19 protein-coding genes and 1 pseudogene are annotated in these 16,295 nt (G+C 51.2%); 7 read left to right on the forward strand and 13 right to left on the reverse strand.

Translation table 11 applies throughout. From position 1 onward, the window contains the following. Positions 1-127 precede the first annotated feature (127 nt). The 6 genes from tnpB (at position 128) to FT643_RS18025 (ending at position 3,774) form a co-directional block, all read left to right on the forward strand. A complete protein-coding gene (gene tnpB / locus FT643_RS24095; RefSeq protein ID WP_411267818.1) occupies positions 128-310 on the forward strand; it encodes an IS66 family insertion sequence element accessory protein TnpB in 183 nt (60 codons plus the stop codon). 26 nt (positions 311-336) lie between these two features. Beyond that, on the forward strand, positions 337-1,932 hold the full coding sequence (gene tnpC / locus FT643_RS18005) for an IS66 family transposase (RefSeq protein WP_198043661.1): 1,596 nt from the start codon (positions 337-339) through the stop codon (positions 1,930-1,932). After that, entirely contained in the window at positions 1,919-2,182 is a 264-nt protein-coding gene (locus tag FT643_RS18010; RefSeq protein ID WP_156872811.1) for a transposase, read from the forward strand. The genes tnpC and FT643_RS18010 overlap by 14 nt, the downstream gene beginning before the upstream one ends. An 18-nt stretch (positions 2,183-2,200) precedes the next feature. Further along, complete coding sequence (locus FT643_RS18015; protein ID WP_156872812.1) at positions 2,201-3,016, forward strand: hypothetical protein; 816 nt, start codon at positions 2,201-2,203, stop codon at positions 3,014-3,016. A 49-nt stretch (positions 3,017-3,065) separates the two neighbouring features. After that, on the forward strand, positions 3,066-3,293 hold the full coding sequence (locus FT643_RS18020; protein ID WP_156872911.1) for a YjbQ family protein: 228 nt from the start codon (positions 3,066-3,068) through the stop codon (positions 3,291-3,293). 220 nt (positions 3,294-3,513) lie between these two features. Continuing rightward, positions 3,514-3,774, forward strand: a complete 261-nt coding sequence (locus FT643_RS18025; protein WP_156872813.1) for a hypothetical protein — start codon at positions 3,514-3,516, stop codon at positions 3,772-3,774. A gap of 187 nt (positions 3,775-3,961) precedes the next feature. On the opposite strand, the gene FT643_RS18030 is transcribed toward FT643_RS18025, so the two are convergent. The 12 genes and pseudogenes from FT643_RS18030 to FT643_RS18080 all read right to left on the reverse strand — a co-directional run bounded on the left by FT643_RS18030 (position 3,962) and on the right by FT643_RS18080 (position 12,612). Continuing rightward, positions 3,962-5,350, reverse strand: coding sequence for a TonB-dependent receptor (locus FT643_RS18030; RefSeq protein WP_198043662.1), 1,389 nt, complete (start codon positions 5,348-5,350; stop codon positions 3,962-3,964). 70 nt (positions 5,351-5,420) lie between these two features. Next, on the reverse strand, positions 5,421-5,771 hold the full coding sequence (locus FT643_RS18035) for an STN domain-containing protein (protein ID WP_156872815.1): 351 nt from the start codon (positions 5,769-5,771) through the stop codon (positions 5,421-5,423). A gap of 129 nt (positions 5,772-5,900) precedes the next feature. Beyond that, positions 5,901-6,839 (reverse strand): FecR domain-containing protein, encoded by a 939-nt coding sequence (locus tag FT643_RS18040; RefSeq protein ID WP_156872816.1) that lies wholly within the window; start codon positions 6,837-6,839, stop codon positions 5,901-5,903. Then, positions 6,839-7,351, reverse strand: coding sequence for a sigma-70 family RNA polymerase sigma factor (locus FT643_RS18045; protein ID WP_317622061.1), 513 nt, complete (start codon positions 7,349-7,351; stop codon positions 6,839-6,841). Before FT643_RS18045 ends, FT643_RS18040 begins: the two co-directional genes overlap by 1 nt. 87 nt (positions 7,352-7,438) lie before the next feature. Beyond that, positions 7,439-8,149, reverse strand: coding sequence for an HAD family hydrolase (locus FT643_RS18050; protein ID WP_198043663.1), 711 nt, complete (start codon positions 8,147-8,149; stop codon positions 7,439-7,441). Then, a complete protein-coding gene (gene xerC, locus FT643_RS18055) occupies positions 8,142-9,032 on the reverse strand; it encodes a tyrosine recombinase XerC (RefSeq protein ID WP_305047360.1) in 891 nt (296 codons plus the stop codon). The genes FT643_RS18050 and xerC overlap by 8 nt, the downstream gene beginning before the upstream one ends. 14 nt (positions 9,033-9,046) lie before the next feature. Then, positions 9,047-9,742 (reverse strand): DUF484 family protein, encoded by a 696-nt coding sequence (locus FT643_RS18060; protein WP_156872819.1) that lies wholly within the window; start codon positions 9,740-9,742, stop codon positions 9,047-9,049. Continuing rightward, complete coding sequence (gene dapF / locus FT643_RS18065) at positions 9,739-10,569, reverse strand: diaminopimelate epimerase (RefSeq protein WP_156872820.1); 831 nt, start codon at positions 10,567-10,569, stop codon at positions 9,739-9,741. Before dapF ends, FT643_RS18060 begins: the two co-directional genes overlap by 4 nt. Before the next feature lie 5 nt (positions 10,570-10,574). Further along, positions 10,575-11,819, reverse strand: a complete 1,245-nt coding sequence (gene lysA / locus FT643_RS18070; RefSeq protein ID WP_156872821.1) for a diaminopimelate decarboxylase — start codon at positions 11,817-11,819, stop codon at positions 10,575-10,577. After that, complete coding sequence (locus FT643_RS18075; RefSeq protein WP_232340315.1) at positions 11,816-11,998, reverse strand: hypothetical protein; 183 nt, start codon at positions 11,996-11,998, stop codon at positions 11,816-11,818. The genes lysA and FT643_RS18075 overlap by 4 nt, the downstream gene beginning before the upstream one ends. Then, positions 11,999-12,082, reverse strand: a pseudogene (gene lptM, locus FT643_RS24100) (LPS translocon maturation chaperone LptM); the annotation flags it as partial. It abuts the gene before it with no gap. 86 nt (positions 12,083-12,168) lie between these two features. Further along, positions 12,169-12,612 carry a winged helix-turn-helix transcriptional regulator gene (locus tag FT643_RS18080; protein ID WP_156872823.1) on the reverse strand — a complete coding sequence of 148 codons (444 nt, stop codon included), beginning with the start codon at positions 12,610-12,612 and terminating at the stop codon, positions 12,169-12,171. Positions 12,613-12,741: 129 nt separating this feature from the next. On the opposite strand from FT643_RS18080, the gene FT643_RS18085 reads away from it, so the two are divergent. Beyond that, on the forward strand, positions 12,742-13,368 hold the full coding sequence (locus FT643_RS18085) for a glutathione S-transferase family protein (protein WP_198043664.1): 627 nt from the start codon (positions 12,742-12,744) through the stop codon (positions 13,366-13,368). Between the two features lie 16 nt (positions 13,369-13,384). On the opposite strand, the gene FT643_RS18090 is transcribed toward FT643_RS18085, so the two are convergent. Continuing rightward, positions 13,385-16,237: a class I adenylate cyclase gene (locus FT643_RS18090; protein WP_198043665.1), complete on the reverse strand. Its 2,853-nt coding sequence runs from the start codon at positions 16,235-16,237 to the stop codon at positions 13,385-13,387. Positions 16,238-16,295: the final 58 nt, after the last annotated feature.

The following is a 16,295-nucleotide window of genomic DNA, read 5'->3' on the forward strand; positions in this document are numbered from 1 at the left end:
GCGGCGGATCGTCGAATGTATTTTTGGGTTGGCATTGATATGACTCCATCAGTGATCAGATGGAGTTAGCCTATCGCGCGATTTCGGATGGGGAAAGAACGCGGTAGAATGAGCGGTTACTCTTAAGGTGTTGTATTTTGACGGCGCCGGATTTTGTATCTGGTTCAAGCGCCTGGAACAAGGACAATTCAATTTCCGCGCTTCCGGTGCTAATAAAAAAATGTTGAGCTGGACCCATTTGAAATTGTTATTGGATGGGCTGGAGGTCAAAAAAAGTCGCCAATATAAGCGTTATATTCATGCAGCTTAGGGTTCCGGTTGGTATAATCCAACCCCATGAATTCCCCATCCAGTTCGGCCAATCACGCGCCATCACAACCTGAATCTACACCGGCTTCTACTGAGGCAGAAGTCGCGTTGCTGCATGAAGAAGTCCGGTATCTAAAAGATCGCGTGGCCTGGTTCGAGCGTCAGCTATTTGGTCGTAAATCCGAGAAGCGTATTGTTGATGCGCCGGACCAGATCAACCTGCTGGGTGAGCCCACCCAAACCCTGCCTGAACCGGAAGACACCGTCACCGTCTCGTCCTTCAAACGAGGTAAAGCCAAAAAGCAGCGCTCGGACGATTGTGCCACTGATACGGGTTTACGATTTAGTGAAGACGTCCCGGTGGAGGTCATTGCGGTGATGCCTCCCGAGCTGTCCGGTTCTGACGCTGATCAATACGAGATTATCGACACTCACATTACCTTTAAACTGGCCCAGCAATCGGCCAGCTATGTGGTCTTGCGTTATGAAATGCCGGTGTTTAAGCACAAGGCAGACCAATCCATCCAGACCGCCGCGTTGCCGGATCAGGTGTTGGAGCGCAGCATTGCCGACGTCAGTCTGCTAGCCGGATTGCTGGTGGATAAGTTCCAATACCATCTACCCCTGTATCGGCAACACCAGAGAATGGCGCAACAGGGCATCATCGTAGCCCGATCGTCCTTAACCAACTGGGTTAAACGCTCGATAGAATTGCTGCGCCCCATTGTCGAAGCGCAATGCCGGCATATTCTGCTTAGCCGGGTGTTGGCTATGGACGAAACGCCGATTAAAGCCGGGCGACAACACAAGGGCAAGCTCAAGCAAGGTTGGTTCTGGCCCCTTTATGGCGAAGATGATGAAGTGGTATTTACCTACAGCGAAAGCCGTGGCCGACAGCATATTGAAAACACCCTGAAAAGCCAATTCAACGGCACCCTGATCACCGACGGTCACAGTGCTTATGCCCGTTATGCAGAGAAAACCCAAGACGTCACTCACGCACAGTGCTGGGTACACAGTCGTCGTTACTTCGTTGAGGCGCAAGAACGCGATCCGCCGGCGGTGGCACAGGCGCTGAACCAGATCGGCGGGTTATATCAGGTCGAACGGGCGATTCAGGAACAAAAGCTCACCGGCGATAAAAAGCATCAATACCGACTCGAGCACAGTAAGCCTGTCGTGGATGGCTTTTTTACCTGGTGCCAGACACAATGCCAGCGTCATGATCTGACACCCAAACACCCCTTAACCAAAGCACTTAACTATGTGATGGCCCGGGAAACCCAACTGCGTGTGTTTTTAGCTGATCCGGATGTCCCGTTAGATACCAATCATCTGGAACGAGAAATCCGTACCATCCCGATGGGAAGAAAGAACTGGCTGTTCTGCTGGACCGAGTTGGGTGCAGAGCACGTTGGCCTGATCCAAAGCCTGATCAGCACCTGCAAACTGCACGACATCAATCCGCAAACCTATTTGATTGATGTGCTCCAGCGTGTCAGCCAACACCCGGCAAGCCAGATCATTGAATTAACACCCCGAATCTGGAAAGAAAAGTTTGCAGGTAAACCACTGCGTTGCCCGCTTTACAAATCCAATGAGGCCCGCAATGCTGATCAATGACATGACCATTGAACAATTACTGGAACTGAATGAAATCATCTGTGAGCGCATTGATTATTTAAGGGCGAAGCAAGATCAAAACGTACTGGCTCAGATGCATATCGGTAACCAGGTCTCCTTCAAAACGGATGAAGGCAGGATATTCGGTGTCGTCATCAAGAAAAATCGCAAGACTGTGGTGGTGTTATCAGAAGATAAGCGCCGGTGGAAATTACCGCCGGGCATGCTGACCATAGTTAAGGATATCTAATTCAGGTAGTTCGTTGAGTTGGCAACTACGTGGTGGAATGACCGGTTACGAACATACTACGTTGAAATGTCGGCAGGTTTGTCATATCACGTATGGCTAGCCTCTCGGATTTTTGAAACAGATTATGACTTTTTGCCATGGTTAAAGAGTATCAAAATCAGGGATAAAAATTTAAGGAAAGATGGGCGAAAGAGGTTAATTGCTGATTTTGCATATTATCTTTGTAGCTATGCAATAATTCTTCATGAGCTCTCTCATATTTACCTTGGGCATACTGACTTTCTCAGGTCAAAAAATAGTTCAGAGGCTTTGAATGAGTTTCCTGATGAAAATGAAATTGCTAAAAAATATTTGATGGTTCGGTACGCGTTTGAAGCTGAAGCTGATCGTCAATCAGTCGAGTTTCTAATGGCGTTCTTGGAAGGAGCTTTGGGAAACGATGGAATGGGAAGTCATATCCGGTTTCCGAACCGTTTGGCTGTATATGAGTTTGTGGTTTATGCATTAACGTCACTGTCAGCACTTTTACAGCAGATGTCTTTAGGAGCAAAAGGCTCTGTTCACCCTGATGCCAATGCCAGGCAGTACATATTTTATTCGTCAATAGTTGCATATTTGAAGAAGAGGCACCCGGATCTGAATAATGTCCTCGAGACGAAGATTCCAATATGGGCCATGGAAGCAGGCAAGAAGATGGGAATACTTAATTCTCATGATCCTTTTGATGTTATGCGTACGGCCTTAGAGTTAGCTAAGGTTGATGACATTTTGAAAGAGTCAGGAGTTCGGGGGTTCCAACACAAGATGTATACTTCTGAAGGTATGGACAGTTGAGTCCATACAGGCGTTTTAAGATGTGGACAGGTGCTATTGGACACTGGCCATGAGCTGTGTGGGGTTAAGGGCGAGGCCATATGGACACATCATCCGTATCCGTGATATGCCGGCGCATATCAAGCACAGTTTGCTGGATAGCAGTCTTACGGTACCTGTGCAAAAAGGTGAATTGGCGTTAGGCCTGTGGCAAGGAATCTACCTTTGCGAACATCGCAACCACGCGGGCAGCCGCCGTCTCATTGTGACGCTCAATGGTGCCCTTATAAGAAAATAAGCATAAAAATCAATCGTTTTGTGTTCTATTCGACATAAGAGGCGCAACATTGATAGCCAAAGGTTTGAATCCTAAGTTAATTAGAAAAAATCATCATAGATCGTTAATTTGATAGAAAAAAACGCAATTGAAAAAATCAAAAATAAATTAGCAAACTGTTCTGCGTCGACTATAAATAGTGATACCTCTTGACGTTGGTATTATTTTTGAGGACTCAAACATGTCTGACTACGATGAAAATCACGATACAAATGATGAACAATCCGGTGATTCTTCCAGCCGCTCTAAAGACGCCGGTATGATCACCTATGACGACGGACGCGATCGTTCGTTGAGCTCCAGGGATGCGGAGCGTCAGAAATTGCAACAGGACATGGAACGTTATTTAACTAGCGGTGGTCAAATCAAGCAGATTGATCGTAACGTGCGAATGGATCCACCACGCAGGCCTGAATCCAATTATGGTAGCCGCCCGATCTAAACAGTTTTAAGCCTTTACTCTTGTTGAATATATTTTTGTTAATTCTTTTTAGCCCCGGTTATCCGGGGCTTTTTTATTTCTCCTTGGTCAAAAGCGTCCATTGATCGTGCAGTTTCCTCATGGTGCATATGGATTACTGGTGTTTTCACGAAAACCATATACGCAGACGCAGACCTGCCTGCTAAGGTTAGAGCAGAACCTTCAGCGTTAACGATGCATTGCGTGCCTCGCCGATATTACCCGCAGTGTATCCTCCGCTGGCCCAGTACTCTTCGTTAAACAGGTTGTTGATGTTGCCGACCAGCGTCCAGGCTTTGCCTTGCATATCAAAATCGTAGCTAAAACCTGCGTTGACCACGGTGCGACCCGGTACGGACAATAGGTTGTCGTCACTGATATAGGTGTCACCAAAATACCGCACTGCACCGTGTACAGATAGGCTGGGGATATTCGGTATGGAGTATTGTGCGGTGCCGACCACCTGCCATTCGGGCGCGTTGCCGGGTGTGTTGCCTTCCAGGTCCGCACTGTCGGAGGACGTTTTTTCAATAGTGGCGTCAAGATAGGTGGCACCCAGACCCATATTAAGATTACGGGTAAATTGATAGGCCGCGGACATTTCGGCGCCTTGATACTGTACCAGCCCATCCAGGGTGAGATAGAGATCAGCATCTCTGGTGATGTCCGTCTCATTGACGCGATCAATCCGGAAAATCGCAGCGCTGTAATCCAACGCGTCCTGTTGCCGCTTGAAGCCGAATTCGGTCTGCTTGGAAACGGTTGCATCCAGCACTTCGCCGGCATTGGCGTAACGGTCTGCGACACGACTGCCCGGCTCCAATCCTTCGACGTAACTGGCGTAAAGGCTGGTTTGTAAGTCCGGCTTATAGATGAGCGCCAGCGTCGGACTGAGCTCACGGGTTTGGTAATCAGGCTTGTTTTCGTAGTCGGTGAAACGCAGGCCGGCAATGGCCTGCCAACGTTCGCTAAAGTGGACGGTGTCGCTGACAAAAGCGCTGCGCTGGACTATTTCGGGTCGGGCTGCATTGAGAGCGAAATCAGGTGTGTGGAGCACCCGATATGGCTCGGGTTCATAGATGTTGCCCGGGAATTCATCCGCACGATAGTCGAAGTCGCTGTATTGGGTTTTGTTGCGCTGCAAACCCAGACCGGCGACGAGTTCATGCTTCATTCCGAGCGCTGATAGTGTGGCTTGCAACATCGCCTGGGTGAAGAATGTGTCAAGTCGGCCGGCAAAGTTATAGATGGCTCCGCTGTAGTCGCCTGCCGCGTTTAATAGATCCGCAAACGCTTTGTTTGAGCTGTGATCTTTGCGCGAAAAACCAAGCTGGTAACGCAGCATCCATTGGTCGTCCAGGTGCCATTCGAAACCGGTCGAAGCCAGCAGTGTTTCGGACTTGTAGTAGGCGTTATCCACGTTCATATTGTCGTAATCGTAGGTTGGCGTGGGCAAGCGGCCGCCACTGCCGGAGACATCGTAGCGGTCGAGGTAAAACTGAAAAGGTTCGCCGGTATTGTTGCTGTCTTCATAAACCAATGTGGTTTGCCACAGCAACGAGCTACCGAATTGCTTATCCAGTGCAATGGAGGCGACGCTACGGTCGATTTCGCTGGCGTTGTAGGCGTCACCTTGTTCGGTTGCAAAATTCGCACGCAGTGCCCAGCCATTGTGCTTGCAATCCGCTGCTCGCTAATAACCGTTCCAGGGCCTCGCTCGGTGTGAAAGAGCCGGTCAAGCCCTGGGCCTGCTGTCCTTCTACTATTTCCGGTGTAAAGGAAACGGTGATCCCGGTTTGTGTGGAAAACCGGACCAGTGCCGCTTCGAGCGAGCTGGCGGGGATGGACAGCGCCACTGTTTGGGGTGTATCGAGTTGCTTCGGTGGCGTTTCTGGTTGAGCTAGCCCTGCTCGGGGTAGGGTTGCAATAGGAAGCAGCAGAGTAATACTCAGCGCTAGCGTAGTGGGTGTCGGCTTCATTTGCTCAATTCCTTCGGGTTATTTTGTGCGCTGTAAAGTCGCGTCTCTGTATCAAGTCGAATGAGAATCGAAATCGACAACCCCTTGAGCAAAAATATTTGTTTTTTGAGCCGGAGTAGGATGTTGTGGCTACGCTAACTCAACCTGGACCCAATAGCGGGTGAAGTAGCGAATTTTGATCGGTAGGGTATTGGCCAGATTATCCAACACGGCGCTGGTGTTGGTGAGGTTAAAGGCGCCGGAGATACGCAGCCCGGTTGCGGCATCATTGCAGCCCAGGTGGCCGGTCCGGTAGCGGGACAATTCGGTCAGAAACTGCGGTAACGGCCAGTCACTCACAATCAACAGTTTTTGTCGCCAGGCATCGCTGTTGGCGGGCAGGGGGTAGGGGGAAGGAATGTGTTGCCGGGTAAATTCTGAACGCTGGCCCGCTTCCAGGCGTAAGGCGGATGTTGTTGAGTCGGCTGGCTGAATTTCCACAGCCTGTTCGTAAACGTCCACTCGGGTTTGATCGTTGACATCGCGCACGCTGAATCGGGTGCCCAAGGCGCGGACACGGCCGTGACGGGTTCGAACGATAAATGGGCGGTTGAGGGCATCCTGGGCGGTGGTGACCAGGATTTCGCCGCCATGGAGCCTAATCTCACGTTGGGTTGTACTGTAGTTGATGTCGACATGGCTGTTGGTGTTGAGTAAAAGTTCACCGCCATCAGCCAGAGCAAGGGTGCGCAATTCGCCGGTATTGGTGTGATACTGCGCGGTGAGTCTTTCAATACCGTCTTTTTGCTGCCACGCCAGCCCTGTACCGCCAACCATGAGGAGGAGGCTTAGCGCTTTGATCGTTTGCCGGCGATTATTGCGGGCGTTGCGCAATGTGCTGCTATCGCCTTCCAACTGGCTGAGCGTGTGTTGCAGTTTTTCCACCCGGGCCCAGGCTTGCCGGTGCTGGGGGTGAGCGAGCAACCATTGCTGATGGGCTTGATGTGCGGACTCGTCGGTGCCTGCATTTTGCAAGTCTACATACCAGGTCGCGGCGGCTTCAATAATGGTGGGGTGAACATTCGCCATCAGTCATCCCCGACCAGCAACAGGCATTGGCTCATCGCCCGGATAAAGTGCTTACGTACCGTATTGACGGATATGCCCAGTCGACGGCTAATGGCTACGAAACTCAAACCGTCTATCTGCGCCAGTAGAAAAACCTCTCTAGGACGTTCGCCCATGTCATCCAATAAGCTATCAATTTGCACCAGGGTTTCAATAATAGTGTGACGGGCTTCCGGTGAAATATGGACTGCTTCCGGCTGCAGCGCCAGCGTGTCCAGGTAGGCGCGCTCGATGCTGCGGCGCCGAAACAGATCTATCAGAAGGTTGCGTGCAATGCTGCTGAGATAGGGGCGCGGGCTTTGTGGTTGCGGGATAGTCTCTTTTTGCAGAATGCGGATAAAGGTATCCTGAGCCAGATCCGCGGCGGTTTCCGAACAGTCAAAACGCGAGCGAATCCAGGCGCGCAGCCAACGGTGATGGTTGTTATACAGGTTATGGATTTCGGTCTGCCGGGTTACTTCGATACCTGACACGTCGTGTTCCTGATTGGTTTGAGTAAATGAGAATGGATCTCATTGTATGATGGCCAGGGGGACAAACGCAAATAGGGTGGGACGGTGTCAATTCAACGACAGAGCGGCAATGCGGTGTACTGCTTCCGGTAATTGATCAAGAGAGTGGATTTCAACGCTGGGCTGACAGCGGTCAGCAGGAAGGCGTTGATTCTCGTTAAACCAGATGGTGTGAAACCCTAACACCCCGGCGGCCTCTATATCCTCTTCGGGGTTGTCTCCGATATGTATGGTCTGTTCGGGACGGACTCCCAGTGTACTGAGTGCGCGTAAAAACATGGCACGGTGCGGTTTGGGTTTACCTTCGGTTTCCGATGAGAAGTGGGCTTGAAAATAGCCTTCAATGCCGATCATTTCCAGGTTCGCGTTACCGTTGGTGAGGGCGATCAGCGGGTATTGGTCACTCAGGGTTTTTAATATTTGCTCTGCCTGATGGAACAGCGTTATCTGATTGCGCCCTTTATAAAACACCGCAAACGCTTTATCGGACATTTCCAGGGCGTGGGCATGTTCAAGCCGAGCCTGAATAAACACTTCGTATAACAGTTTCTTGCGCATGTTGGTTGGGTGATTACGCACGTCGGGGAATTGCTCCAGTACCCGCTTGTAGGTGCCTTTTAACTGATCCATTTCCAACAGTGCAACGGCTTCCGGTACATGCTGTTGGACCCAGTTACGCATGGCTTTTTCTGCTTCGATAATAACCGGGTCAATTTCCCATAGCGTATTGTCCAGATCGAAGGTGAGTAGTTTAATCATCGCGTTTCTTGGCTCGTGGGTGGGCCTGGTCATACACATTGGCCAGGTGTTGAAAATCCAGGTGGGTATAAATTTGGGTGGTGGAAATGTCGGCGTGGCCCAGTAATTCCTGCACGCTGCGCAGATCACCGCTGGATTCCAGAATATGACTGGCGAAAGAATGGCGCAATAGGTGTGGGTGCAGGTTTCGGTCGATGCCCTGCTTAATACCCCACTGTTTAAATCGTTTCTGCACGGTGGACGGGTGCAGTGGTGTGCCACGCTTGCTGACAAATAGGCTGGTGTCTTGCGGTGCGAACTGATCCCTGAGTGCGAGCCAGTCTTGCAAAGCTTGTAGAGCCAAACGCCCAACCGGAACCACTCGCTCTTTATTGCCTTTTCCCAATACTCTCACGGTGGCCTCGGACCAATCCAGATGTTCTATTTTTAGTTGCAGCAACTCACTTAAACGTAAGCCGGAGGAGTAAAATAATTCCAGGATGGCACGATCCCGGATCGACAACGGATCGCGTTCATCAATTTGCATTAGTTGTTGTACCTGATCCACATCCAGCGTGTGCGGTAGTCTCTTTTCCCCTTTGGGTGCCCGAATACCTTGAGCGGGATTGTGCTGCGCCTGCTTGTTTTGTATCAAATAGCGATAGAGTCCGCGCAGGCTGGCCAGCAGTCGTTGCAAACTTTTGCTCTTACTGCCTTTGCGGTGACGTTCTGCAACCAGCATGCGAATGTGTTGCGGTGTAATTTCATTCACGTCAGGGAGGGATTGTTTGTTGGCAAATTCAACCAGGTGTTGAAGATCCCGGCGATAAGCCAGAACGGTGTGTTCAGACAGCATGCGCTGCAGCTGCAAGTGATTGAGATACCGGTCAATGCTTGCTTGCAGCATGGGCATGCGGATTAGGCCAGCAGGTGGAGCAGGCGTCGGCTCAGTATATCGCCGATGTAGCGGGCAAATGCGGTGTCCATATTGGAATTAAAATGGCCCGGATCGGTGCTGCCAATGGCAAGTAGCCCTAAATCCTGATTGTAATGCAACGGGATCAGAATGGCCGAGCCCTCACTTTGGGAGTAACCCGGAAATAGAAAAGACATTTCCGTTTTACGGAGTGTGGTGCAGATTATGCGATTGCCGCGCAGCAAATCCCGCAACGATACCTGAAGATCCCGCGGACTGCTCAGGGTGATGTGGGTTGCAGGCGTTGCAGCGGATTTATAGACAAACAGATTGGCATGCTCAAGCTCGAATTCCAGCGCCAATACTTGTTTCAGATTGGCACCCAATTCGTTCAGACTGTTGGCTTCCAGCAGGCTTAGGCCAAGGTTTTTAATTTGGCCGAACAATTTATCATTGTCGCGGGCTATGCCCACCAGCTCGTTGAGTTTGTGGCGCAGCTCGGTGTTGCGAGAGCGCAGAACGCTGGCCTGACGTTCCAACAACGACGCCGCATTGGCGGGCGCGTGGGGCAGCTCCATGTCGTAAAGAATGTCGGGTCGATTGACAAAAAAGTCAGAGTGGCTGCGCAGGTAATTTGCGACGTCGGCAGCGGTCAGTTCAATTTCTTGTTGTTGTCGTTCTGCAGTTGATTCAGTCATAGAAAGTAGGTTCCATCGTACACGGTGGTAGCCGGACCGGTCATCAGTACCGGGTGGCCTTCACCTTGCCATTCGATTTGCAGCTCACCCCCCGGCAAGCTGACAGTGACGTTATTATCAACAAGATTAGCAGCTATTGACGCAACTGCAGCAGCGCAGGCGCCGGTACCGCACGCACGGGTTTCTCCGACCCCCCGTTCGTAAACGCGCAAACGAATATTCTGCCGGTCGACCACCTGGCAAAAGCCAATGTTGGCTTTGTTCGGAAAGCGGGGGTGGGCCTCCAGTTTCGGCCCAAGCTCGTTGACCGGCGCGCTGTCCACATCAAATACCTGCAATACGCCGTGGGGATTGCCCATGGACAGGCAGGCCAGTTCAATGATGTTGCTTTCCACATTGAATTTATATTTTGGATGGCGTTTTTCAGCTTGCAGTGGAATTCGATCCGGCTCAAAAACCGGTGCGCCCATATCGACGGTAACCAGGTTCCCACTGAGTAGGCGCAATTCAATTTTACCGGTATTGGTTTTAACGGGAATCACGTCTTTATAGGTCAGGCCCTTGTCCCGCACAAAACGGGCAAAGCAGCGGGCTCCGTTTCCGCACTGTTCCACTTCGCTGCCGTCAGCATTAAAAATACGGTAAGTGAAATCAACATCCGGCGAGGTCGGCGGCGAGACTAACAAAAGCTGATCGAAGCCCACGCCAGTATGGCGGTCCGACAAACGCCGTATCTGATCGCTGTTGAGCTGTATATTCTGGGTGACCTGGTTGATCACCATAAAGTCATTACCCAGGCCGTGCATTTTGGTAAATTCCAGTTTCATAAGGCTCAGGGTACCAGAGATTCAAGGGCAAGTTGATCTTCGTAGGTTTCCCGCCGCCGTACCGTATAAAAAGCGTCTCCGTCCACCATGACTTCGGCAGCCCGGTTGCGGGAGTTGTAATTCGAACTCATTACAAAACCATAGGCTCCGGCGGAACAGATCGCCAGTAAATCTCCTGGCGCAATGGACAGTTCACGGTCTTTACCCAGGAAATCTCCGGTTTCACATACCGGCCCCACAATATCGTAGGATTGTGTTTGCCCTGCGCGGGGGGTCACCGGGATGATGTTTTGCCAGGCACTGTACAGTGAAGGCCGGATCAGATCGTTCATTGCCCCATCCACCACCGCAAAGTGTTTCGCCTCGGTGGATTTCAGGAGTAACACTCGGGTGAGCATAATACCGGCGTTAGCAGCGATAGCCCGGCCTGGTTCCATCAGTATTTTGATCTTGCGCGACCCCAGTTTTTCCAGCAAAGCACTGACGTAGTCGCCGGGAGTCGGCGGCTGTTCATCGCGGTAACGCACACCGAGACCACCACCGATATCCATATGTTCCAGCTGAATGCCTTTGGCGCCGAGTTCGTCGATGCGATCCAGCAATCGGTCCAGCGCATCCATAAACGGGGTCACGGAGGTGAGCTGAGAGCCGATATGGCAATCAATGCCGGTGACTTTAATGTTGGGTAATTCCGCCGCGCGTTCGAATACAGTAATGGCGCGGTCGATGTCGATACCGAATTTGTTTTCTTTCAGGCCGGTGGAAATATAGGGGTGGGTCTGAGCATCGACATCCGGGTTTACGCGCAGGGAAACCGGCGCGATTTTGCCCATCTCACCCGCTACCCCATTGAGTGTTTCCAGTTCGGCTTCGGATTCCACGTTAAAGCAGTAGACCCCCACTTGCAGCGCGCGGCGCATTTCTTCCGGTAATTTTCCGACTCCGGAAAAGACCACTTTGCCTGCATCGCCGCCCGCCTTGAGTACCCGCTCCAGTTCTCCTTGAGATACGATATCGAAGCCCGCGCCTTGTTGCGCCAGCACGTTTAGCACCGCTAGGTTGGAGTTAGCTTTGACTGCGTAGCAGATCAGGTGTGGATGCGTGCCAAAGGCTTCGTCGAACGCCTGCCAGTGGTTTTCCAGGGCTTGCCTGGAATAGACGTAACAAGGACTGCCTACGGCATCTGCGATGCGGTTAACGGCAACCTGTTCAGCGAAAAGCGTTTGGTTCTGGTAGTGAAATTGGCTCATTCAGTGATCTCATCTGGCGTTGTCTCACGGGATTCTTGCTGGCTGTCGTGCAGGACTTCGGATGAATCACCCGGCTTCTCATCGTTGGTTGCTGCCGCATCAGCTTTCGAATCAGCGTGTATCGCAGCACAGGTCGGGCACAGCTTCTCAGCTTTTGTCGGAGGCGGGTTATTGGGCATGTACAGCGGCCCCTTTTGGCCACATGCAGAAATCAACCATATGCCGAAGGCCAGTAGTGCGAGCCTTGTAGCGAAGTTAAGCATTTCAGGGTTCCGTGAGTGGTAAAATTTGCGCCATTATACCCAGCGCCGGGGTCGGGCGCGAATGCCGGGTTTAAACGATTTGACTGTCAGTGAATGCCGTATTCAATTTCCCATTGTTGCAGCGTATGCAGCACCCGCTCCTTAAATTGTTCCGGGCTCGCGCTTGCGGCAGCCGGGTGACTGACGGGCAGCCGCACCGGTTTGCCGAGATGCTTTTGGGTCCAATCGCCGATTGCCATAATCAGCCCGATCAGATCCTTGCCGCGCCCGGTGAGGTAATACAGCTTGCGGCGCTTGTTCTGCGGATGGGGGATGGAGCGGACGATGTCATTATTCTGCAGTTTCTGCAGACGGTCACTGAGTATATTGCTGGCGATGCCTTCGTTCCCTTGCAGCAGCTCGTTGTATTCATGGCGTCCGAAAATCAGCAAATCCCGCACAATAAGCAGCGTCCAGTGATCGCCGACGATATCCAACCCACAGGCGATCGGACATTCGGAGCGCATTCTATGCTCTTTTTTTGAAGCCATGGGCCGTCCCGATTGATGAAAGGCGTCATATTACTTGCAAAATGCAATCGATGGAAGTAGCCTTCAATTCAGCTTGTATAATGCAAGTAACGGTTTCATTGGCCAGCGATAAACATGGAGCGAACGACAATGTACAACATATACGGATTCGGCACTTTTAACCCGCTTAAAGTGGTTTTCACTGCCGAGGAATTGGGCCTGGAATACCAATTCCACCCGGTGGATCTGGCGAAAGGCGAAAACCGGCACCCGGACTATCTGGCAATTCATCCATTGGGAAAGATTCCGGCCCTGGAGCACAACGGTAATACGTTTATCGAGAGTGCCAGTATCTGCCGGTATATGGCAAATTGCAGTGGTCAGCAATTGTATTCTCAGGACCCGGTGGCAGCCGCGCAAATCGATCAGGTTATGGATTTGATGCAAACCCACATAGGCCGATGGCTGGGTGCATTCTTCTGGCAGGAAATCGTAATGCCAATGATGAAACAGCAACCGGATCAGGCGGTATTGGCCGAAGCCAAGGGGTGGCTGGATAAACAATTACCGGTGATCGACGACATTCTGGCAAAGAAAGCCTTCCTGGGTGGTAGCCGTTTCAGTATTGCTGATACCTTTGCCTTTCCGCTGCTCAATACCTCGGAGATCACCAGTGTCGATCTCGGGCCTTACCAGCATATTCAACGTTGGTACGGTGAAATCAGTTCGCGTCCGGCGTTACAGCGAGCGAAACAACAGATCGGACAAATGAAGTAAGCCGGCAGGGCCTTACTCACGCCAGTCGCAAGGCGGAGTTGATTGCGCTTTCCAGCTTTTCTTTGTGCTGTAGAAACTGAACGGTTTGCAGTTGCTCGCCCTGGGGTAAGTCCAGCTGACTGAGGTCCAGGTCAGTGATGTAGCAGGGGTATTGTTCACGGTTGCGTCGCAGGGATGCGATGTAACCGGCCACGGCGGCAAACAACGCATCACCGTACTCCAGTTGCGAGAATTCCTGGTTGTCACAATAGATGGTGTAGAACACATCGCCAAAGGTGCCGGTCTGGGCAATGGCTTGAATACTGTGATGCTCCTCGTCATGCTCCAGGGCTTTAAATTCTTTGCGCCTGGTTTGCATATCGCCACGACGGTTACGGGAGATGTAGTAATAGGCCACTTTTTGTGAAGGGATGTCGTCCTTGCGGTCCAGCGTGCTGCGCCTGAGTTGTATGTTTTCCAGAAAATGCCGAATCGGGTTAAGTACGGTTTTTTCATCAAAATAGTTTTTCTGGGTAAAGAAAATAGACCCCAGTTCGTCGTGTATAAATATATCGGCCTGATCACCATTGCTTTGATAGAACGCTTGAATACGGCCCGGCGCCCCCATCTTGGCCACCATGCGCAAGGGGTGTTTCACCAAGGCATTACGGTCCACGACGATTTGGCTGTATTGGGGTTGCGACTCGCCCAGCGCTTCAATCAGGTCTTTATAATTGCGCATTCCCCGCACATAAGGTGTGTTACGGCGGAACTGCAGCATATAAATAAACTGTTCGATTTCCAGAATGTAACGGGTGTCCAGGCTACGGGTGCCACTGTAATAGCATGAGATTATATCCCGAAATAATTCTTCCACTCGCAGTGCGATGGCGCTGGCGCGGCTGGGGCAGTAGCAGCGAACGTCCAGTCGCGGCAACGGAATCGAACCATCGGGGGGGATTTGGCGCATATAATGAACCAGGCAATCGATGAGCGCGTTTTCCCCGGAGTAGTGACTGCAAATAATTTCACCCCAGCTATTAAAAGTCACCTGATCGACGGTGATGGCCAGGTTGTGATGAAAGGCGCTGTAACTGAGTGCGTCACTTTGATCCGACAGGCGGTGGATGCCTTTTAGGGTCATGGGCCGCATCGGGTCGATACCGGCATTGATATACAGGGTGATTTTGGTGGGAAACGCGGAGTGATCAAAATTTTGCTGCGGTGCGTAAGGCAGCGTTTCACCGTGAATCTGAAAGAAAGATTGTACGGTTTGTTGTAATTCGTGCTCAGTCATATCGGTGTCGTTGTCTTCTACCGATAAGCGAGTGGTTTGATCCAGCAGTTTATTGAAATAGCACCAGGAGATTAATTCGATAATACTACGGCCTTTCTTGGTTGGCTCGCGACCACGGGCTTCGCGCTCTTTGAGATAACCTGAAAACACCGCCCAGTAATTATTGATGCCATGTTCTTCATCGCGCACGTAATGAAACGATAAATGTTCTTCTACCAGGCTGGCTGTAATACCAGGGTTAACCAGTTCGATTTTGCCTCCTTTGCGCTCGAATGCGGCGTACAGCTTCCGCCCCAGAATGTTCATGTCTTCCTGTTTGATTAAGGCTTCGATGTTATTTTCACGCGCAAAACTGGAGAGAAAGCGATAGCTGTGGTTTAGCTCCTGTACCAGCTCCTGGCGTTCCATGCTGACGCGGTTTACTTTCCAATAGCGTCGATCATCCAGTTGCTGAATGTAATTCTCGTTCCAGCCCCACTCCCGCACCAGGCGCAGCATCACTTGACGTCGCCAATTGGTCATAACCTGATTGGGGGTTCGGCTAAGACTTTCATTGACCTTGAAATAGAAACAGTGGCGGATCAGCTCAAGGCGCCGTAGCTCCTTACGTTCGATCAAATAATTCTCGATTTTACGGTACAGCATTACATAAGGATCAAGTTCATCCAGGTCCAGGTTGCCGGCATACACTTTCTTTTTATAGACGATGCTCAGGCTTTCTACATTGGGGTATTCGCTGGCGTAGACTTCCGTTAGCACTATTTTGATAACGGATTTATAAGGCGAATCAATGCCCTTATACAGTTGCCACATACCGGCGCCGATAAACTCTCCAGCTGGAAAATCGGAGATACCGCCGAAGTCAACACAGTCGTCAGGCTTTAAAAAGCGCTTCCTAAGCAGCATGTCGGCAATTTCTGTGTATCTGTTTTCATCGTAGGCCGGGATCATCCACCATAAAGGATAGCGACCGGCCACCATGATGCTGGTGCGATAAAACTCATCCAGCAACAGGTAGTGCTGGGCGCTGCCACAGTCTTCACCGGACAAATCGCTGCGCACACCGTTGCGGAACTTGATTGGATCCATCAAAAAGAAATGCACTTCCAAGCCGATGGAGTCAGCCCAGACTTCAATGCCATGTAACTTGTCCTGCAACTCATCAACGGCTCCCTGGCTTAAGGCCGGGTCATAGCAGATCCAGATATCCATATCACTGGTATCCGAATGGGCAACGGTGCCGGTGCTGCCCATTAAGAAGATACTGAAAATTCGTTCTTGCTGCAGTGGGCGTTTGCGGTAGGCAAAACTTCGGGAAATGCTGCTGGCGGCACGCAGGTTGGCTTTGTTGGGGGTGAAGCCGCACACACCATTCGGTGTGCTACCTGAAACGTAGCCCGGTAATGATGGGTGGTTGATATGTAGTAGTAGCGGCAGTGACTCCAGGAACATACGGTGCCGCACGCTCAGCGTAGACAGCATCCGCTCCAAACGACCGTGATTGACCTCTAAGAAGCGTTCTCTTAATTGTTTCAGTAACTTGCGGTCTATACCTTCCTGCAGATCCGGCGCAATTTCTTTTGGTTGCGTCATGTTTATTAGTATAGGGGGAGTTTTCGAATTTGCTTGAAAAGGCCAAATACGCTGGGCT

The sequence above is a fragment of the Ketobacter sp. MCCC 1A13808 genome, assembly GCF_009746715.1.
GTDB lineage: Bacteria > Pseudomonadota > Gammaproteobacteria > Pseudomonadales > Ketobacteraceae > Ketobacter.